Source organism: Hymenobacter sediminis (assembly GCF_003231285.1).
In the GTDB taxonomy this organism is placed as follows: domain Bacteria; phylum Bacteroidota; class Bacteroidia; order Cytophagales; family Hymenobacteraceae; genus Hymenobacter; species Hymenobacter sediminis.
This window is the reverse complement of sequence record NZ_QKNS01000007.1, coordinates 121,335-139,042: the sequence shown is the minus strand read 5'-3', so window position 1 is coordinate 139,042 and position 17,708 is coordinate 121,335. Positions and strand designations below refer to the sequence as shown.

The window sequence follows — 17,708 nt, the reverse complement described above, 5'->3', positions numbered from 1 at the left end:
GCTCCAAAAAAGCGAAGTGGAAAATCTGAATAAATAGCAGGTTTTCAGGAATCAAGCGGGGTAGGAAAGCGTTAGCCAACCAGAACAATTTGGCTTGTTTCTCTTACCCTATGATTCTGTTCAACACTCGTTTTCTGTACCCCGTTAGTGCCGTGAAATTGCAGGAGCAGCAAGGGCTGCTACCAGCCGAGTTTCTGCAAACCATTCAGGCCTTGCAGCCTTTCCTGGAAAAGGAAAAAGCTTACGGCGACATCTGCACCACGCAGGTGACCTCGCCCCGCGGCCGCCAGTTGGTGGTGCACTACCGCAAAACCTACTCGCCCGAAAACGGCTTTGTAGTCGAAATTTTGGACGCTGAGGTGGTGCAGCCGCTGGCCAATGCTGCCTAACAGGATACGGCCTGTTCTACCGTCTGAAACACACGCAAAGGCCCGGCTGAACTCAGCCGGGCCTTTTTGTATAATTGGTAGACTAAGCGCCGCGCCGCCAGATAAAACCATCCAGCACGTAATGGGTGGCCTGGGGCAAAGCCAGCAGTGGCACTAGCAAACTAAGCCAGATGGAGTCAGTAACGGCTGGAAGCTGCTGAAACCAGCCAAAGATGGGGGCATGTTCGCGCCACACCATTCCATCCCAAATGCCTTCTTCGAGATACGCCAAGCCAAATAACAACCCCAGGAACAAGCCCACCCCATAGCGGCCCTGCCACCAGCGCCGACCAGCGCCGGAGGGCTCTGATGACGAAATGGGGGTAGGCTGGCTGGTAGTCCAGATAAGGGCCAAGTACGGAATGCCGTGGGCTACTACATTAAGCAGCGTGAAGGCGAGGTCGCCGTTGAAAAGCACAATGCCTACGTACCACGAGGCCGCCGTGCCCAACACCAGCAAGTTGCGCGGCAAGTTAAGATGGCGCGTAACCTGCCAGCTCCGGGCCTCCTTCAGCAGATACAAGCCTAATAAGCCCACGTAAAGAACCAATAGCAGCTGGCGGCCCAGTGGCCAGTCGAGCTGCACGAAGTCACCGTCGATAAACCAGTTAAAGTTGCGGGGCGGGGCCAGGTGCCACCACAGCAAAGGGTACAGCGTAGCCGCGTAAATCACTATCTGGTCTAGTAGGCGGTGGTCGGTTCGGGCAGTTTCTTGTCGGCTATAAAGGCGCAGGAAACCGTATTGCTGACGGATAAAGTGAAATACGGCCGCATACGCCAGCACCCGCCAGAACCATAGGCTTCCGGCCTGATGCAACGCCACGCCCGCCACGTAACAGCTCAGCGGCACTACCCAGAGCAGGTGCCGGAACCGACGGCGGCGTACCGGATCAAGGTAGGTGCGGAACAGCGTGCTGTATACGTGCGCTACGTCGATGAGTACTACCAGCCCGACCCAGGCCAGTACCGGCATCTGGCCTGAGGCCCGATACGTTGCCGGCAGCGCGGCCACAATAAGCAGCGCCAAAAACGGCGGACCCAGAATCCAGAGGCCATCAAACCACGCCGACCGAATCCAGGGCTGGCGAAAAAGGGTGGTTGCGGGCTGAACGGTAGCGGTGGGCATCAGGCTGAAAAACGATAGCCGAAAGTAACGTTTCGGCTACAATAGCTCACACACGAATAGGCCGCTAGTGCCAACTGCAAGGGTAGCACGCAAGCCTATGAGAGAGGTTAGTTCGATGTGGAAGTTGAAGGCTGGTAGTTAAGAGGAAGAAACTCGCCGATTTTCTCAAAGGCCCAGTACTCCTCCGTCAGGACTTCCAGCGGATTAGCCGGCTGACCATTGGCCTGCAGCAGCACGCGCGGAGCCAGCAAGTGCAGCACTGAAACCTGAGTAGTGACCGGAGGCGGCGCGGGCCGGCCCAGCGGAGCCGTGCGGGCCAAGTGCTGCGCATACATAGGGTCTGGCTTTTCCCGGGCATAGGTGACCTGCAGCAAGTCGGAGAATGCCAGTCCTACGCGGCCTGAATCTGGCAGGGTTTGCCGAAATGCAGCGGTAGGCAGCGGTTTGGTGTACAGGTATTGCAGCTGGGGTGGTACCCGCGCCAGCAGGTTAAGAGAGTCATCGAAGCGGGCTGGGTTGAGGGGGCGCCGCCACGGAGCCTGCTGCCGCATAACCGCCAGTAAACTATCGGCCTGAGTGCGGGCCGGGTTGTCTACTCGCCTCAGGCGCAGCACCTGAAAGCCTTCTTCCGTAACACGGTTTTCGTACACACTGCGCAAAAAATGCGTCAGAGAGCCTAAGTAGGCGGCGCGGCGGTTGGCTTCCCATTGGCGCTGCTGCCGGGCCGAGCGGGTACGCAGGGGTTCCATAATCGGCCAGCCGTAGAAAGCCATCCATTGGCCCCGGAAATTCAGCCGAAAGTCGAGGCCGTAGTATTTGATGCGGTAGCCCAGGGCGCGGTTTTCTACCGTCAGAAACTCGGCGCAGGTGGCGCGCAGCTCGTTGTCCTTGGCATCATACTGCACGCGCACGGCTTCCGGGTCGAGGATGCGGCACTGGCGCGAAAAGCTAGTGCTGCCCAGAAACGTTTCGGCAAACTTGCGGTAGTCATCGGGGTTGTTGGGGGTAGCCCGTACCACTACTTCGCCCAAGGCATTGGCCGCGGGCGGCAGCCGGAAGGTAAGCTGTTGCGGTGTTGTGCTGATGGTAACTACTTGGCGCCGCAGCTTATAGCCTAGGTAGGAGGCCACTACCTCGTAGGTGCCGGGCGGCACCTGTTCAAACACAAAGCGTCCTTCCTTATCGGTGCTGTTGCCCAGGGTAGTATTCGCGAGGAACACCGTACCAAAGGGCAAGGGCTGCCGTGTAAGCGAATCGAGCACTACTCCGCTTAGCCGGGCCTGCCCAGAGGCAGGCACGGCCAGCCAGCTGAGCATTACCAGCAGTAGGATAAGCAGGCTGTGCAGGAATGGGGAAGGGTGCCGCATAAAACGCCAGAAAATAAAGCCACGGAACCTGCCGCCATCCAGTTGCACCAAGAAAGCAGGGCCCTTGAGCTTCTAATTACGAAATATTCGTAATAATACGATATTTTCGTAATTAGATATCCTTGTAATGAAACGAGTAACAACTTACGCTAATGCTGCTACCTCTGCGGCGGCGCGTAACCCCTGGTAGAACCCCTCCTCGAAGATAGAAATACCGCTTAAGTCAGTATGGGCGAAGAACAACTTGCCCTGCCAGGGCTGGGCGGCTTGCCTGCGGGCGGTGCCCCACACAAAGCCGGGGGTAGGGGCTACCATGCCGTGCCCCCACACCCATACATCGGCGCGCTGCACGTGAGGCGTAAGGCCGGGGTGGGCGGTTTCCAGCTCGGCCAGAATCCGGCGTACCCATTCATCGTAGGGGGTTTGGTAGGCTTGCTGACGGGCCTCAGCGGGATTGTCGGCCGGTAGGGGAAGGTAGCAAGTAATGACTTTGGGTCCCGCCGCATTTAAACTCAGGCTTTGGTGGCTGGCATTCACGTAGCCCACGGAAGCCGTGCCATAGAGCACATTATCCCAACTCAGCGGAGCCCCCGGCCCCTGCGGCAGGCCATCCAGCGTGAGGTTGATAACCCCCCACGGGGCCCGGTGGCACGGCAACGTGCGGTGGGCCGCAACGGGCAGCGAGGTCAGCAACCGTTCCGTAATGAACAGGGGAGTAGCCAGCACCACCTGCCGAGCCTCCACGCGGGAGCTTTGCCGGGAAACCACATCATAGCAGCTCACGGCCAGACCGGTAGGCGTTTCCTGCAGGGCGTATGCTACGGTGTTGGTCAGGATAGGGGAGGTAGCCTGCCGGCGGAGCTGTTCGGCCAGAAAGCCGTTGCCCTCGGGCCAGGTTAGCACATCGGAGGCCGCCGCGTTGTGGGCGCGTCCCTTGCGGGAGGCAAAGTAGTGCAGCCCGGCCCACGCCGATACCTGGGCGGCCGTAGCCCCGTAGTCGTCCTTGCAGCTATAGTCGAGGTACCAGCGCAGGTGGGGGCTGGTGAAACCCTCCTGATCCAGATAAGCAGCAAACGGAACCTGGTCCAGCTTCCGAAACTGCTCATCGGCCGACGATTCGGCCACCGGAATCCGGAAGGCGTCGCGACCATCGGCGCCGGTAGCTAGGCGCAGCGAGTCAATCAGCTTAAAAAACCGGGCAATTTGCTGTTTCTCTTCCGGAGGTACTCCTAGCTCCGGCACCAGCCCATTCTGCCAGTGCCCGCGCAGGTAAAGGCGCTCCTCGGGGTCGTGGCAGAGGTAGTACTCGTTGTAAATAGGCAGGCCTGAAACCCCGTCAGTGCCCGTAATGACGCCTGCTTGCCGCAGAAACCCTAGTAGCTCCTGGTTGCGCGGGTCGGGGATGGGCAGGTAGTGGGCCCCCCAGGGGTAAGCGGCTACTTCGTTCTGGCCGGCGCGGGAGTTGCCGCCGGGTTGCTCATCCAACTCTATCAGTAGCACCTGCTCGGGCCGGAAGCCGCGCCGCTCTAATTCGCGCCGCGCCGTTAGTCCGGCTACCCCGCCACCCACAATCAGCACTTCCACCTGCCGGGTATGGGTAGGGGACGGCAGCCGAGAAGCGTCGCGCAGCAAATGCCCCGTGGTGTGGTTGGCTCCGTGCAAGCTGCCCCGAATGTGGCTACGGCTGGTGCCAGGCGCGCAGGAGTGCAATCCGGCCAGCGGAGCCAGTAGCAGCCCCGCGCCGCCTGCCGCGGCCTGCTTCAGAAAGTTGCGCCGGGTAGGCATGAGTGGAGAGATAGTGAAATTGTAAAATGGTGATGTTGAGGGTTCAACAAGGCTTTCTGCTTGGGCCCGACGCTGGAGACGCCTAACTAATTTGGCGCTTGCGTCACTCATAACGGCCGCCTACCCTCTGCGCCTGGCCTAACCCTCAGCAAGTATCAGGAAGAAGCCGACCGGTCAGATGGCGTAGCCTTCCATCCTGGGTAGTTCTAATGCACGTACGGGCCCCAGTCATCCTCAAAGTAGCGCACCAAGGCCTGGTTATTAAGCTGGTTGACCTCGGTCGGAATTTCACTCATGTCGGGCGGGAAGAAGCGCATGTCGCGGATGGTGGCAGGCGTGATATAGCGCAGGCCGGGGGGGAGGGGGCCGGCATCGGGGCGCCAGTGCGCGTTGCGGCCGGCCATCACGAAGCCCCATTCCCCGAACGAGGGCACGTAGCAATGGTAAGGCAGGGTAGTAAAGCCGGCCGCCTGCAGCGTATGGTTCACGCACCAGAACGACTGCCGGGCCACATAGGGCGAAGTGCTCTGCACCACTACCCAGCCGCCGGGCGCCAACCGTTTTTCCAGCTCTCGGTAGAACGCCACCGAGTACAGCTTCCCAATAGAGTAGTTGCCCGGGTCGGGGAAATCCACCACAATGCAGTTGTAGCGGGCCGTATCGTGGCGTACCCATTGGTAGGCGTCGCCATTGATGACCTCTACTTTGGGGTGAAGCAGGGCGCGCTTGTTCAAACCCAGCAGCATTTCGTTCTGCCGAAACAGCCGGGTCATGCCCGCGTCAAGGTCCACGAGGCGGATGCTTTGCAGCTGGGGGTATTTCAGCAGTTCACGCACGGCCAAGCCGTCGCCGCCGCCCAGCACCAATACGCGCCGGGCCTGGGGTAGGGCCTGCATAGCGGGGTGCACCAGGGCCTCGTGGTAGCGGTACTCATCCAGGGAGCTGAACTGCAGATTGCCGTTCAGGAAAAGCCGCAGCTCGCGCTGGTTTTTAGTAAGTACGATGCGCTGGTAAGTGGTGCTCTTAGAGTAGATAACCTGATCCTGGAACGCCATGCCTTCGGTGTAGGTCTGGATGCGCTCCGCGTAGCCAAAGCAAACCACCAGGGCGAGCAGGGAAACCACCAAGCCACCCGCCAGACTGCGCCGAAATGGGCGGGTTTCGGGGAAGCGGTACAGGGCCACGCCGGCCACTACCACGTTCAGGGCCCCGAAGAGCAGCGACGTCCGGATAAGGCCCAGCTGCGGTACCAGCACCAGCGGAAAAATGAGCGAGGCCAGCAGTGCCCCGATATAATCGAAGGTGAAGACCCGGGAAACAAGATCCTTGAACTCGAAGCGGTTCTCCAGAATCCGCATCAGCAGCGGAATTTCCAGTCCCACCAGCACCCCGGTCAGGCTCACCAGGGCGTAGAGAATCAGCCGGAAGGAGGTGACGTACTCAAACAGCACGAACAGCAGCGGAGCCGAAAAGCCGCCCACTATCCCCACCATAATTTCCAGCCGGATAAACCACCGCAGCAATGACCCGCCCAGGTAGCGCGACAGCCAGGAGCCAATGCCCATGGAGAACAAGTAGGCCCCGATGATGGTAGAGAACTGCGTTACCGAGTCGCCGAGCAGGTAGGAGGCCAGCGTGCCCGCAATCAGCTCGTAAATCAGCCCGCAGGTGGCAATAACAAACACGGAGCCCAGCAGCAGAGCCGGGTGGTAATCGGCCGGGGCGGGGGGTAGGGCCGCTGCCGGAGCAGCCCGCCGCGCCCGGCGCACGGGCACTTTATCCATGAATAGCCGAGCTGATGATCAGGGCCACGGCAATCATGAACGCCGCCGCCACAATGGCCAGAGCCGTGTTGTGCTCCTCCATAATCTCGCGCCAGAGCGTGCGTGGGGTCATCTTCTCAAAAATCACGAAGCTGATAACCAGAATAGCAATGCCGATGACGGAGTAAATAACCGAGGCGGCAATAAGCTTGAAGTTGAGGTATTCCATAAAGTGAAATGGTGAATGAGTGATTGAGGGAAGTAGGGTGACTGAGTAGAGTAGAACCGGCCTCAAGATGACAGCACATTAAAAACTCACTCATTTACTCATTCACTACTTGTGATAGAAGCTGTTGCGGCTGCCGGTGCCGGTGGTGTGGCTGTTGCCGTTCAGGTTTTCGGTGTTTTCATCGTCGGAGCCCAGCCAGCGGCTGCCATGCAGCCCCGACCACAGGAAGCCCCCGTAAATGAGTAGGGCAAACAGGGCGTAGAACTTAATTTTCCAGAGGGAGCGTAGCCAGTCCATGCAGGGGAAGGGGGTAGCAAGTGTTAAGAAGCAGCGCCAGGCCCGTAGTCGCTGTTTTCCCAGCGCTGCTGCTCGTGGTAGTGGCGCCGGACAAATTGAATGGCCGGGTAGAGCAGCAGCAGCACCAGCGCCAAAAACGCATTGGAGCCGAAAGAAGCCCGGGCCTGCACCGTGGCGTGAAAAGAAATAGGATTCTGGTTGCTGGCGTCGGCGGCCGGATAGAAATTGAGGTGGTAGCGGCCGGCCGGGACGCTGTTGAGCAGGGCATCGGTTTCGGTGCTGCCTTCGCTCCAGCTTTCCCCGTCTTCTACCCCATGGTAATATTCCATGCCCCGGGTCGCCTCAAACAGCTGCCCGGTTTGCTCGTTTACCACCGTGAAGGGCAGTTCCAGCCAGCTATTATCCACGTTGGCGCTGAGCCTGATGGAAAGGGCTCCGGTTCCGGGCACCGTAAACGAGGGCGAAACGTGCATGGGCCGGTCGGCGCTGCTGCCCACGGCCTGCTCCAGCGGTACGGTTTGCGGGCTGCTGACAAAGTCCGTGTCAAGTACCGTTTCGTTGCCCCAGGCCATCAGGAAGAGGTGGGTGGCCACCACCAGCAGGGCAACCACCAGCGAGAAAGTGCGCAGAATGGGCCAGGTACCCTGGCTTGGCCCAGGCTCAAGGGCGCCGACGCCCGTACGGAACGGAATGCGGCTGTTGACGACGCGGAAGCCGTTCTGAATTTCGAGCGGGTCGAGGTGTTGGGCCCGAAACCAGTGCACCCGTTTGGTCGCGGTCCGCTCGCGCACCAGCATCAGGGGCGGACTAATGTATTCGGAAATACTGAGGCTTTCATCGCCCAGCACATTCCAGTCGAACTCGCCCTCGGCGTGGAGCACACGCGGCGAGTAACGGTTGTAAAGCAGGAAAGTATCGTCGGCGGTTTCCACGAAGGCCCGGCGGCTGTTGCCCTGCTGCACGCGGTACTGTTCTTCGGTGGGTTCAATCAGCATCCAGTGGCCCTGGTACACAGCCAATTGGTGATAAATGCCCGTTTCTTCGTGCCGCAGCTGATACTCCTCCCAGTGCGCCGTGGATTTGGATTCGCGCCGCCACATGTAGCCCGTTACCCGGTAGGGGCGGCCCTGCAGGGTTCCCGTCGTTCCGAGGGGTAGGGTGCGCTGCAGGGAGGGCTGAGCCTTGAACTTCTGGAGTGGCTTAGGCTTGCCTATTTCCGGATACTCAAAAAACGTGTGGCACTTCGGGCAACCGAAAAAGGCGCTGTTGATGGCATCGTAGTACGGAAGCTGTTGCCAGCAGCTCGGGCACTCCACCTGGGCTGGCGCGGTGGGCGGGGGTAGGGCAGTACTCATCGGCGGACTTCCGTTTTCGACTGCTCTTCGCCCCCGAAAAAGATCAGGGTGGCGGCGTACAGCTCCCGGGCCCGGTCGGCGTTGTCGCGGCGGAAGTTGGACAGGAACACATCGAAGGTTGCCAGGCCGTGCTCGGGCCAGGTATGAATGCTCAGGTGCGACTCGGTGAGGGCCAGCACAGCCGTAAAGCCGCCTTCTGGAAAGGCGTGGTAGGCCTCGCCCACGCAGGTAAGGCCCAGCGCCGCTACCTGGTCTGTAAAAAAGGCGCGGCAGGCCGGCGCATTGAGCAGGGCAGCAGGCGGGGCCGTAAAGGTGGCCAAGATATGGAGGCCGGGTGCGTAAGAATGCATCAGATAACCAGCAGGCTGCCCACTTCACGGAAGCCTGTCAGCAATACTACGCAGGCCCTAGCTGGTATCAAAACTGGGGGCTTCTAAGGCAGGGCAGGGGGTCGGCACCGCGGAGAGAGGCCAGCAAAACGCTGCCAGGAATGGGTTGCCGGGTGGAGCATAGGCAGTTCATGTTCCCTGGTCCGGAGCAAGCTCAACTTCCGGACACTAGAAGCAGTACAGTAGCTCAACAAGGTGGTTGCCTTCTGCTATCAGACCTCAACTTTAAAACAGGCCTTCTACCTTCGTGTTTGCGTTGGGAGAAGATGCTCAGCTGTAGCGGGCATCTCAGCTTCTTTTCGCGCTTTCTTCTTGACCTCCACCCTAGCTTCTTGTTATGCAAACCACCCGGCTTGAACACGATTTCCTTGGCGAACGGGCTATCCCCGACGAAGTATATTATGGTATCCAGACCCTGCGGGCCCTGGAAAACTTCCACATCACGGGAATTCCGCTGAAATCGGAGCCGCTGTTTGTGCAGGCCCTGGCCTATGTGAAGAAAGCCGCTGCCATGGCCAACCGTGACCTGGGCGTGCTCGATTCAGCCATTGCTGAGTGCATTATCAAAGCCTGCGACCGGGTGGCCTCCGGGGAGTTGAACGACCAGTTTCTGACCGACATGATTCAGGGCGGAGCCGGTACTTCGGTGAACATGAATGCCAACGAGGTAATTGCCAACGTGGCGCTGGAGCTCATGGGCAAGCGCAAAGGCGAGTACGAGTTCTGCCACCCCAACAACCACGTCAACTGCTCCCAATCTACCAACGATGCCTACCCCACCGCCTTCCGCATAGCCCTCAGCAACAAGTTGGTGGGCTACAGCCAAGCTCTGGGGGAGCTGGCCGACGCTTTTGCTGCCAAAGGCGAGGAGTTCCGGAATGTGCTGAAAATGGGCCGCACCCAGCTCCAAGACGCCGTGCCCATGAGCATGGGCGACGAATTCCGGGCTTTTGCCACCAACCTGCGGGAGGAACTGCTGCGCATTGAAGACAGCCGCCGTCTTATCAGTGAAATCAACATGGGTGCTACAGCCATTGGCACCGGCGTAAACGCCCCCCATGGCTACGCCGACCTGGTAACCAAACACCTGCGCGAGGTAACCGGCCTCGACCTAAGCCTGGCCGGCGACCTAATTGAAGCCACCTACGATACTGGCGCCTATGTGCAGCTTTCCGGGGTGCTGAAGCGCACAGCCGTGAAGCTCTCCAAAATCTGCAACGACTTGCGCCTGCTTTCCTCAGGGCCGCGCACGGGGCTGTTTGAAATCAACCTGCCGCCCCTGCAGCCCGGCTCCAGCATCATGCCCGGCAAGGTAAACCCCGTAGTGCCCGAGGTGGTAAACCAAACGGCTTTCTACGTTATCGGGGCCGATTTGACGGTGACCATGGCAGCCGAAGCCGGCCAGTTGCAGCTGAATGTGATGGAGCCGGTTATTTCCTTCGCCCTGTTCACTTCTATCTCTTACATGACCAACGCCTGCCATACCCTGCGCGAGAAGTGCGTGGTAGGCATTACGGCCAACGCCCAGCACGCCGAGAATATGGTGCGCAACAGCATTGGCATTGTAACGCAGCTGAACCCTGTGCTAGGCTATGAAACCTCGGCCGAAATTGCTAAAGAAGCCCTCAAAACTGGCAAAACCGTGCACGACATTGCCGTGACGGACCGCCAATTGCTGAGCCAGGAGAAGTGGGACGAAATCTTCACGTTTGAGAATCTGATTCGCCCCGACTTCATTCAGTAGCCCGGTAGGGGTAGGGTAAGCGGGCAACTTCTGCTGCTGATGAGGTTGTGCGTGGCCCTTTCGCGCCCTAGCTTTCCGCTTCCTTTCCTCCCCTTACTACCCCCTATGAGGCATCCTACCCGATTCCGACAATGGCTTCTTAACCCCAGTAATGGCTATATGCACACTGATTTAAAGGTGGGAGATACGATAGAAGCTGTTGGCGGTCAAGAGTATGTCGTGACCCTGCAGGACTTGAAGGAGGTAGCGTTCAAGCGCGAAAACCGCATCATGCTGGCCAGCGGCATTTCGGATATGGAAGGCCAGGAAATTCATGAAACCGACGTGGTACAGGTGTTTCGGCAGGCCGGTGCAGCCGGTCCATCGTACTTTGCCTACGTTTTTTTTGACCCGGCTCGGGGGTTTGTGCTGCGCAATGCCCAGGATGTACCCCTGGCAGCGGTGCCGTACAAGCGCATTTGGGCTAATTTCTACGCCGAGCCGCACTGGCGGCGACAGTTTGAGCACCACGCCAACTTCATTGAAGAGCACTGGGCCTAGGCTCAGCATAATAAAAGCACGAAAGCGGATCAGGCCCCAGCTACTGCTGGGGCCTGATCCGCTTTCGTGCTTTTTACTCCAGCAGAATGTTGTTATTTTGGCTGAGGTATTTAAGTATGCTATCCGCTAGCTTCCTGGTTATGAGTCTACCCCCTGATCCAGCGCTGTCCGCAGAATATCCGGCAACTAGCACGGGGGAGCTACCGCCGGCGGCCCTAACCATGCCTACCCCTATTCGGGTTGGTAAGCGCGACAAACTGCTGAACTCTACCGCTACCCGGCTGGTGCCGCTGGTAGAGCTGCTTGACCGCATTATGCCGCACGTGGGACACAGCACCGTGTTCAGCACTCGCCGCCACAAGATTGACGCCCAAATTGCCTTGGCCTACGAGCAGTTGCGCTCCAATCAGCCCAAGCGCCAAGCCCTCACGGAAGCTTTCCATAACCTGAGCGAGTTTGTGCTAGCTGAAACCCGCGAGGTCAGCAAGGATGAGGTCAAGGAATCGGCCAAGCGCTTCGTACTGGCTACCCTCAAAAACGCCCCCAACCTCATCAGCGCCGCCAAGCAAGCCGGCCTGCTTTCCTGAAGTCAGACGCGCCGCTTTAAGTACCGCCTTGGGAGTACCCCTATTTTTGAAGCCACCGCTCGGACGAGTACGTGTCATTTCCCGGATATAGCGTCTTCGTCAAGGTCTTGGAGCGAAAGACGCTATCAAGGAAGGGAACTAGCTTCGGTGCTTCGTAGGCGCTATCGCCCGCCACTTCCCAGAGAGCCACTTCCCCCAAGGGCATTTTATGCAGGACGTGTTCACACGTATCCCGTCCCCACACGAGCACAAGTTGGTACCGACGTGTGGAGCGCCGATACCCGCCGGCTTGGACGCGCAGCGGGTGCGGGCTCAGGCCTTGCACGAGCACTTGGAACTGGCGCAACACGGCCGGATTAAGCACCTGCTTGTAGAGCAGGCGGCCCTCGTCCGCTTGCCCGACCAGGGTCATGGCCGTCGGGGTGGCCTGCTGCAGGCACATCAGGCAGGTGCGCTCGTGGGTTTTAGCAAGGGTACTTTCTTCCTGCAAGCGCAGACACCCATAGCCGATCAGGCCGGGCAAGAGCAGGAACAGACAGGTTTTTAGTGTAAATTCGTAGAGACTCATCCGCAATAGAAAATGAACGCTAGTTAGACTCTGGAAGCAAAGCGGTCGACCTTTCAGCATGCATCCGGGTACTAGACACTCTTACCTGTTCAGAAAAGGGTTAAAAAAGGATCCAAAACGGCGCTTCCGGGGCCGTTTGGCAGGTTACGGGAAGTGGTCAGGAAGCGGGCGTCTATTGAGGAGAGCTCTGCGTTTACAACACAGTTGAAACTCCTCTTCATTTCTTGATTTCTAGTTCCTTGAGCAATTACTGGTTGAGAAGCGTGTACTTGGTTTTAGCCACTTCGTTATGTCCGCTTGGATCCAAGCCAGCGACTGCCGGACCGCGGTAGCGGCTTCTTGCGTTTTGCCTTGCTTCTGCAGCAGCTTGGCTTTCCAATAGTAGCCTTCGTATTGGTCGCTGGGACTCTGCTGGTGCGCTTTCAAGAACTCATCGAGCCAGCGGACGGCGGGGGTGAGGTCAGGCTGGTTGGAATTATAGTAATAGAGTGCTGCCGTGAAATAGGACTTTTTCTCGCCCTGCATCGCTTGCTGAATCTGCTGCAGGATCTGCGGGTTTGGATCGGCCAGCAAAGGAACCGTGACCTGAGCCTGCTCCCAGGTGAGCAGCAGGTCCGCCGCGGTAGGGCGCAGGTTTTCCAGGGCGAGTGTGAAGCTTTCGTGCGGCACGGCTACCCGGGTCGCTGGAGCAGTAAAGCGTACGACGTCTAGCTGTGGGTTGCACTCATATGCTCCCCACAGGGCCGTATCCCGGTTGAGAATAATCGTCCAGTCCGTTTTACCTGGAATGGTGAACAACATATACGTTCCGGCTGGTACGAGTTGACCGCCTATTTGCACTGTTTCGCTCAAGCGAATTTTGGTAGCCGTATTCGCTCCCGTGCGCCAGACCTGGTCATAGGGTACCAAGTCGCCAAAGGCCTTGCGCCCCTTAAGGGAAGGCCGGCCATAGCTTAACTCGACAAAGGAAGTGGAAAAGCTCTGACGAATCTTAACCGTGGGGCTCGCCGACGGCAGGACGAGCTTGGTTTGAGCCTCATGAGCAGCCAGCAAGAACACGGGGGCCACGAGCAGGCCGGAGAAGAGGTGTCTCATGGCCCTAAAGATATAGGGGGAGGGGTACCAAATGACACGGCCCGAAGAACGAGCTTTAAAAGAGGTTGTCTTAGATAAGAAGGGAAGATAGAATTGACCTAGTCAATGAACAACCGCTCAGCTACGGGTAGTAAAATGAGGATGCGAATAGTGCTGGATAGAGTGGTTTAGACTAAATGCTTGCCGAGAACTTCATGAGTAAACGCTAAAAGCCAAAAACCGGCCTCTCTGATTGCTCAGAAAGGCCGGTTTTTGGCTGAAAAGTGAGTTATCTCACTCAAAAGTACCCAGAGCCGGGGTCGAACCGGCACACCTTGCGGTATTGGTGTTTGAGACCAACGCGTCTACCGATTCCGCCATCTGGGCAAGAGGAACAACTCGGTCAGTTGTTCAGGATCGGGCAGCAAACTTAGCCAGACTTTCTTGAATGCGCAATAGGTAGCGTTTTTTGAGGTAGTAGGTTCGAACCTGCTCCAGAGCCTGGGGGCGGGCATCGTGGGGTAAGCCTTCATAGCCAGCCAGTACAGGCTCAATGCCAGCATCGAGCGTGTCACTCAGGGCGTTGGCTTCCGTAGCTACCCGCTCAGCAGTTGCCGGGTCGGGCTCAAATTCCAACTCCATGAGCTGCTCATTTAGCTCCATTACTTCCATTAAAAAATCTGCGGGGAGCTCTTGTTTTCCCTCTTCCAGCAGTCCGTGGCGCCCTAAAATGTAGGCCATTCGCTGGTCTGGATTGGAGAGGGTGCGGTAGGCATTGGTGTTCAGGGTTGCTAACTGCAGAATTTCTTGCTGGCGCTCGGGGCTTTCAGTAGCGTGAAAATCGGGGTGGTACTCGCGGCTAAGGGCGTAGTAGCGGCGCTTTAGCGCGGCTTCGTCGGGCCGGAAGGTTTCGGGCAACTCGTAGAATTCGAAGTAGTCGGGCGTCATACGTTGGGAAGCGGTGGGGCTAAGCAAATAGCTTTCACCCTTTACGCGGGCTGGTGGGGTAGGGATAAGCCGGTTGGCGAAAACGGCACCGGCTATGAAAGCAATCGGCGCCGAGTAAGCTTTACGCCACGTCAACAGGTAGGCTGGCGGCATCTACCTGATGGACAGAAAAGGCCACTGGGGGAGCAGCAAACAGCGCTTTAGTAGCGGGCCACACTTGCCCAAACAGTTCGGAGCGGCGGTAGGCATTCAGCGCATCGGCTGAGTCCCAGTGGCTGTGCGTGCAGAAAATAGCTGGTTGATCTGCATCTTGCCACAGTTCCAGAAACCGGCATCCTGGCATTTGGCGGATTAGGTGCTCTGAATTCCGAAAAATCTGTAGAAATTCCGGCACGCTGTCCAGCTCAAAAGTCATTCGCACAATTCGGATCAGCATAAATCGGAAAGATTACAGAGAGTGAGACGCAGTTGAATTATGAGGTAGGCTATGCCATTATGGCGCTTGCTACTTAACATAATAAATAAACAAAATCAAAAGCTTTGTTTAGGCCTTATTAAGGCCGATTTTGGTGGTTGGATTTTGCTAGGAGAGACCGTCAGAAGGGAAGCGCACATCTACCTGCGAGTCAAAGTACAGGCCTAGCAACTCCGACGCATTTCCTTGATTGATGCCGATGCAGAGCTGGTCAGTACTATTGAACACACAGACGGCCTCGCCGGGAGGGGTAGCCTGAAAATGCACAGCAATGTCTCGGACCGTTTCGCGGGCAAAGTGGATGGTAAAGGGGCGGTTGCGCCCAATAACTTCTACCGCTGTGCGCGTAATATCTGTGACCAGGTTGCCGTAGTGGTCAACGTGCACCACATGGCCCGTAATGCGGTTGTCTTGCAGGCGCAGTTGCCGGTTCAGGAGCTGATATACTTCCGTGGCCGGAGTGCCTAAGGTAGCCAGAGCTTCGCCCTGCGCCAGGCGCACGGCAGCGGGTGCCAGCAAGTCGCGGGTGGGGGAAGGGGTAGGAACTGAGCCGGCGCTCAGCAGTACCATCTCTTCGGGCTTTCCGTCGCAGAGCAGGGGTAGGAGGCCATTGTCGGCAGAGACAAAGTAGTGGCCCTGAAAACGAGCCGCGTGCCACGCACCGCGGGGCGAGCCCTGATCGTTCACGCCAATCAAATGCACCGTGCCAGCCGGGAAATCTTGGTACACGGAGCTGAGCACATGCTGGGCATGGGCAATGTTAAATGGCTCGATGCCGTGGGTAATATCCAGCACCGGCACCTGCGGGGCCAACTGCAGAATCCGCGCCTTAACGGCCGCCACATAATGGTCGCGGTACCCAAAGTCAGACAGAAACGTTATCAAGCCCATGACCGGAAATTCGGAGTTATTCGTACTATTGCCAGGCCCCCTGCGGGGGCGGCAAAAGTAGGTGTTTTGCCGCGAAACGGGAGCGGCAACGATTCACTCGTTTTTGCTGTTACCTTATGCAGGAGGCTCCGTGGGTTCTGCCCGCTCGCTCTTTTCTTCTCCTTTCGCACTTAAATTCCCTCTAGTTTGGTCGAGAAAGTCATCACGCTCGAAAATGTGTCCTTGGTAGAATTCCTGGGGCCTGACAATCAAAATATTCGCCAGTTGGCAGCTGCCTTCCCGGGTAGTAAAATCATTTCCCGCGGCAACGAAATCAAAATCCAGGGCCAGACGGCCGTGATTAGCCGCATCAATGAAATTCTGTCGGCACTGCTGGAGCATTACCACCAGTACGGCCAGATTACCGATAAAACTGTAAGCCAATACCTGTCGACAGCTGATGAAGATCAGCAGGACCGGATGTTGGCGGCCTCGCCCGATGTAATTCTGTTCGGGGCGAAAGGTGGCGTCATCAAAGCCAAAACGGCCAACCAGCAGCGCCTGGTAGATGCCGTGCTCAAGAACGACTTGGTGTTTGCGCTGGGGCCGGCCGGTACGGGTAAAACCTACATTTCGGTTGCGCTGGCCGTTCGGGCACTGAAAAACAAGGAGGTCAAAAAAATCATCATTTCGCGTCCTGTAGTAGAAGCTGGTGAAAGCCTGGGCTTCCTACCCGGCGACATGAAGGAGAAGGTGGACCCCTACTTGCGCCCGATTTACGACGCGCTGGAAGACATGCTGCCGCCCGAGAAGTTTAAGTTCTACCTCGAGAACAAGACCATTGAAATTGCGCCTCTGGCCTACATGCGCGGCCGGACGCTTAACAATGCCTTTGTGCTCCTGGATGAGGCCCAAAACACCACGCCCAGCCAGCTGAAAATGTTCCTGACCCGCATGGGCCCGAACGCCAAGGTAATGGTGAACGGCGACCGAAGCCAGATTGACTTGCCCACTAAGCAGAAATCGGGTCTGATTCAGGCTTTGGATATTCTGCGTGATGTGAAGGACATTGGCTTCGTGGAAATGACCTCGGAGGACGTGGTGCGTCACCGCCTCGTGAAGCAGATTGTGCAGGCTTACGACAAGTTTGATGTGCAGCAGCAAAAGGATCAAGCCAACCGCCCACCCCGGGAGTATCAGCAGTCCTACCGTCGGCGCCAGGATGAGGTAGCCCACCACGACCCCGGCAAGCACCCCGACGCTCGCCGCGAGGACGATGGTACCCGCGACCTGCCCGTAAATCAAGAGCAACAGATGTAGCCTCAAGCCGCATTAAATCAGCAAAACAGCCACCCACTAGGTGGCTGTTTTGCTGATTTACAGCACTGCAATAACTAGTCAGCAGCCCTGCCTAACGATGGAGGCGGCCGGCCGATTGTCGTTCGCGCCGCCAGAACAGTGTCCGCCTACCCCTGCAACAACCCCAAACGTCAGCATGAGGCCAACTGGTCGGGCGGCTTGGGTGTCGAACCGGGGCAATGTATAGCTACTAGGTAGCAACTTTAGGCAAAGGCGAAGGGGAGTGGCTACCTTCGTCGTGAATCCGAACGTTGGCGATAGCCACGTCATAACTACCTCTAGAATATCGTTGCAATGCAGGTAAGCCGCATTTCTTCTCCACAGTCATCCGAGCTCGACGAGGCTCTGGCTGTTCGCCACACCGTTTTTGTGCTAGGCCAAAACGTGCCTGCCGACTTGGAAAACGACGCGCACGACCGCACTGATGCTACCCATTACCTGGCCCGCACCGATGATGGTACGCCCTGCGGCGCAGCCCGCTGGCGCGTGACGGAAAAGGGCGTGAAGCTGGAGCGCTTTGCCGTGCTAGAAGCCTACCGCAACCAGCAGGTGGGAGCGGCGCTACTGGCGGCCGTGGTGCAGGATGTACGGGCTAGCCACCCCCAGGCTACAGTGTATCTGAATGCCCAACTGCCCGCCGTGCGCTTCTATGAGCGGCATGGGTTTGAAAAGGTTGGCGAGAAGTTCGTGGAGGCTGATATTGAGCATTACCAAATGCAACTGAAAAAGTAAGTCTGCAACTCCGCAAGACTAGCAAAAGGCCACTTGGTTTCCTTACAAGGAAACCAAGTGGCCTTTTGCCAT

19 protein-coding genes and 1 tRNA gene are annotated in these 17,708 nt (G+C 57.9%); 6 read left to right on the top strand and 14 right to left on the bottom strand.

Going from position 1 to position 17,708, the window contains the following annotated elements; all coding sequences use genetic code 11:
* Window positions 1-110 precede the first annotated feature (110 nt).
* Complete coding sequence (locus tag DNI29_RS18185; protein WP_110979556.1) at window positions 111-389, top strand: hypothetical protein; 279 nt, start codon at window positions 111-113, stop codon at window positions 387-389.
* A gap of 82 nt (window positions 390-471) precedes the next feature.
* On the opposite strand, the gene DNI29_RS18180 is transcribed toward DNI29_RS18185, so the two are convergent.
* The 8 genes from DNI29_RS18180 to DNI29_RS18145 all read right to left on the bottom strand — a co-directional run bounded on the left by DNI29_RS18180 (window position 472) and on the right by DNI29_RS18145 (window position 8,700).
* Complete coding sequence (locus DNI29_RS18180) at window positions 472-1,554, bottom strand: hypothetical protein (protein ID WP_110979555.1); 1,083 nt, start codon at window positions 1,552-1,554, stop codon at window positions 472-474.
* 107 nt (window positions 1,555-1,661) lie between these two features.
* Window positions 1,662-2,921 carry a carboxypeptidase-like regulatory domain-containing protein gene (locus DNI29_RS18175; RefSeq protein WP_110979554.1) on the bottom strand — a complete coding sequence of 420 codons (1,260 nt, stop codon included), beginning with the start codon at window positions 2,919-2,921 and terminating at the stop codon, window positions 1,662-1,664.
* 144 nt (window positions 2,922-3,065) lie between these two features.
* The gene (locus DNI29_RS18170) at window positions 3,066-4,706 is read right to left on the bottom strand and encodes an NAD(P)-binding protein (protein WP_110979553.1); all 1,641 of its coding nucleotides are present in this window, start codon (window positions 4,704-4,706) and stop codon (window positions 3,066-3,068) included.
* A 206-nt stretch (window positions 4,707-4,912) separates the two neighbouring features.
* Window positions 4,913-6,490: a polyamine aminopropyltransferase gene (locus DNI29_RS18165; protein ID WP_110979552.1), complete on the bottom strand. Its 1,578-nt coding sequence runs from the start codon at window positions 6,488-6,490 to the stop codon at window positions 4,913-4,915.
* The gene (locus DNI29_RS18160) at window positions 6,483-6,698 is read right to left on the bottom strand and encodes a DUF350 domain-containing protein (RefSeq protein WP_110979551.1); all 216 of its coding nucleotides are present in this window, start codon (window positions 6,696-6,698) and stop codon (window positions 6,483-6,485) included. Before DNI29_RS18160 ends, DNI29_RS18165 begins: the two co-directional genes overlap by 8 nt.
* 105 nt (window positions 6,699-6,803) lie before the next feature.
* Entirely contained in the window at window positions 6,804-6,995 is a 192-nt protein-coding gene (locus DNI29_RS18155; RefSeq protein WP_110979550.1) for a hypothetical protein, read from the bottom strand.
* Window positions 6,996-7,018: 23 nt separating this feature from the next.
* A complete protein-coding gene (locus tag DNI29_RS18150) occupies window positions 7,019-8,350 on the bottom strand; it encodes a DUF4178 domain-containing protein (protein WP_110979549.1) in 1,332 nt (443 codons plus the stop codon).
* Complete coding sequence (locus tag DNI29_RS18145) at window positions 8,347-8,700, bottom strand: S-adenosylmethionine decarboxylase family protein (protein ID WP_110979548.1); 354 nt, start codon at window positions 8,698-8,700, stop codon at window positions 8,347-8,349. The genes DNI29_RS18150 and DNI29_RS18145 overlap by 4 nt, the downstream gene beginning before the upstream one ends.
* Before the next feature lie 376 nt (window positions 8,701-9,076).
* Between DNI29_RS18145 and aspA the strand changes: the two genes are divergently transcribed.
* From aspA to DNI29_RS18130, 3 genes are all read left to right on the top strand, one after another.
* On the top strand, window positions 9,077-10,483 hold the full coding sequence (gene aspA / locus DNI29_RS18140) for an aspartate ammonia-lyase (RefSeq protein WP_110979547.1): 1,407 nt from the start codon (window positions 9,077-9,079) through the stop codon (window positions 10,481-10,483).
* Window positions 10,484-10,642: 159 nt separating this feature from the next.
* The gene (locus DNI29_RS18135) at window positions 10,643-11,023 is read left to right on the top strand and encodes a hypothetical protein (RefSeq protein WP_110979546.1); all 381 of its coding nucleotides are present in this window, start codon (window positions 10,643-10,645) and stop codon (window positions 11,021-11,023) included.
* Between the two features lie 140 nt (window positions 11,024-11,163).
* The gene (locus DNI29_RS18130) at window positions 11,164-11,610 is read left to right on the top strand and encodes a hypothetical protein (RefSeq protein ID WP_123823310.1); all 447 of its coding nucleotides are present in this window, start codon (window positions 11,164-11,166) and stop codon (window positions 11,608-11,610) included.
* A gap of 40 nt (window positions 11,611-11,650) precedes the next feature.
* Here DNI29_RS18130 and DNI29_RS18125 read toward each other — a convergent pair whose 3' ends face one another.
* From DNI29_RS18125 to DNI29_RS18100, 6 genes are all read right to left on the bottom strand, one after another.
* A complete protein-coding gene (locus DNI29_RS18125) occupies window positions 11,651-12,178 on the bottom strand; it encodes a hypothetical protein (RefSeq protein ID WP_110979544.1) in 528 nt (175 codons plus the stop codon).
* 231 nt (window positions 12,179-12,409) lie between these two features.
* Entirely contained in the window at window positions 12,410-13,273 is an 864-nt protein-coding gene (locus DNI29_RS18120; protein ID WP_110979543.1) for a DUF2911 domain-containing protein, read from the bottom strand.
* Window positions 13,274-13,557: 284 nt separating this feature from the next.
* Window positions 13,558-13,639, bottom strand: a tRNA-Leu gene (locus DNI29_RS18115).
* Between the two features lie 24 nt (window positions 13,640-13,663).
* Complete coding sequence (locus DNI29_RS18110) at window positions 13,664-14,335, bottom strand: iron-sulfur cluster co-chaperone HscB C-terminal domain-containing protein (RefSeq protein WP_238388138.1); 672 nt, start codon at window positions 14,333-14,335, stop codon at window positions 13,664-13,666.
* On the bottom strand, window positions 14,322-14,636 hold the full coding sequence (locus DNI29_RS18105; RefSeq protein ID WP_110979542.1) for a putative quinol monooxygenase: 315 nt from the start codon (window positions 14,634-14,636) through the stop codon (window positions 14,322-14,324). Before DNI29_RS18105 ends, DNI29_RS18110 begins: the two co-directional genes overlap by 14 nt.
* 147 nt (window positions 14,637-14,783) lie before the next feature.
* Complete coding sequence (locus DNI29_RS18100) at window positions 14,784-15,566, bottom strand: SAM hydrolase/SAM-dependent halogenase family protein (RefSeq protein ID WP_110979541.1); 783 nt, start codon at window positions 15,564-15,566, stop codon at window positions 14,784-14,786.
* Between the two features lie 186 nt (window positions 15,567-15,752).
* Between DNI29_RS18100 and DNI29_RS18095 the strand changes: the two genes are divergently transcribed.
* Both DNI29_RS18095 and DNI29_RS18090 read left to right on the top strand, forming a co-directional pair.
* Entirely contained in the window at window positions 15,753-16,865 is a 1,113-nt protein-coding gene (locus tag DNI29_RS18095; RefSeq protein WP_110979540.1) for a PhoH family protein, read from the top strand.
* A gap of 333 nt (window positions 16,866-17,198) precedes the next feature.
* The gene (locus DNI29_RS18090) at window positions 17,199-17,636 is read left to right on the top strand and encodes a GNAT family N-acetyltransferase (protein WP_110979539.1); all 438 of its coding nucleotides are present in this window, start codon (window positions 17,199-17,201) and stop codon (window positions 17,634-17,636) included.
* The last annotated feature ends 72 nt before the right edge of the window (window positions 17,637-17,708 follow it).

Coding starts and splice junctions, on each gene's coding strand:
- DNI29_RS18185 (WP_110979556.1), top strand. CDS start 111: ATGATTCTGTTCAACACTCGTTTTCTGTACCCCGTTAGTGCCGTGAAA.
- DNI29_RS18180 (WP_110979555.1), bottom strand. CDS start 1,554: ATGCCCACCGCTACCGTTCAGCCCGCAACCACCCTTTTTCGCCAGCCC.
- DNI29_RS18175 (WP_110979554.1), bottom strand. CDS start 2,921: ATGCGGCACCCTTCCCCATTCCTGCACAGCCTGCTTATCCTACTGCTG.
- DNI29_RS18170 (WP_110979553.1), bottom strand. CDS start 4,706: ATGCCTACCCGGCGCAACTTTCTGAAGCAGGCCGCGGCAGGCGGCGCG.
- DNI29_RS18165 (WP_110979552.1), bottom strand. CDS start 6,490: ATGGATAAAGTGCCCGTGCGCCGGGCGCGGCGGGCTGCTCCGGCAGCG.
- DNI29_RS18160 (WP_110979551.1), bottom strand. CDS start 6,698: ATGGAATACCTCAACTTCAAGCTTATTGCCGCCTCGGTTATTTACTCC.
- DNI29_RS18155 (WP_110979550.1), bottom strand. CDS start 6,995: ATGGACTGGCTACGCTCCCTCTGGAAAATTAAGTTCTACGCCCTGTTT.
- DNI29_RS18150 (WP_110979549.1), bottom strand. CDS start 8,350: ATGAGTACTGCCCTACCCCCGCCCACCGCGCCAGCCCAGGTGGAGTGC.
- DNI29_RS18145 (WP_110979548.1), bottom strand. CDS start 8,700: ATGCATTCTTACGCACCCGGCCTCCATATCTTGGCCACCTTTACGGCC.
- aspA (WP_110979547.1), top strand. CDS start 9,077: ATGCAAACCACCCGGCTTGAACACGATTTCCTTGGCGAACGGGCTATC.
- DNI29_RS18135 (WP_110979546.1), top strand. CDS start 10,643: ATGCACACTGATTTAAAGGTGGGAGATACGATAGAAGCTGTTGGCGGT.
- DNI29_RS18130 (WP_123823310.1), top strand. CDS start 11,164: ATGAGTCTACCCCCTGATCCAGCGCTGTCCGCAGAATATCCGGCAACT.
- DNI29_RS18125 (WP_110979544.1), bottom strand. CDS start 12,178: ATGAGTCTCTACGAATTTACACTAAAAACCTGTCTGTTCCTGCTCTTG.
- DNI29_RS18120 (WP_110979543.1), bottom strand. CDS start 13,273: ATGAGACACCTCTTCTCCGGCCTGCTCGTGGCCCCCGTGTTCTTGCTG.
- DNI29_RS18105 (WP_110979542.1), bottom strand. CDS start 14,636: ATGCTGATCCGAATTGTGCGAATGACTTTTGAGCTGGACAGCGTGCCG.
- DNI29_RS18100 (WP_110979541.1), bottom strand. CDS start 15,566: ATGGGCTTGATAACGTTTCTGTCTGACTTTGGGTACCGCGACCATTAT.
- DNI29_RS18090 (WP_110979539.1), top strand. CDS start 17,199: ATGCAGGTAAGCCGCATTTCTTCTCCACAGTCATCCGAGCTCGACGAG.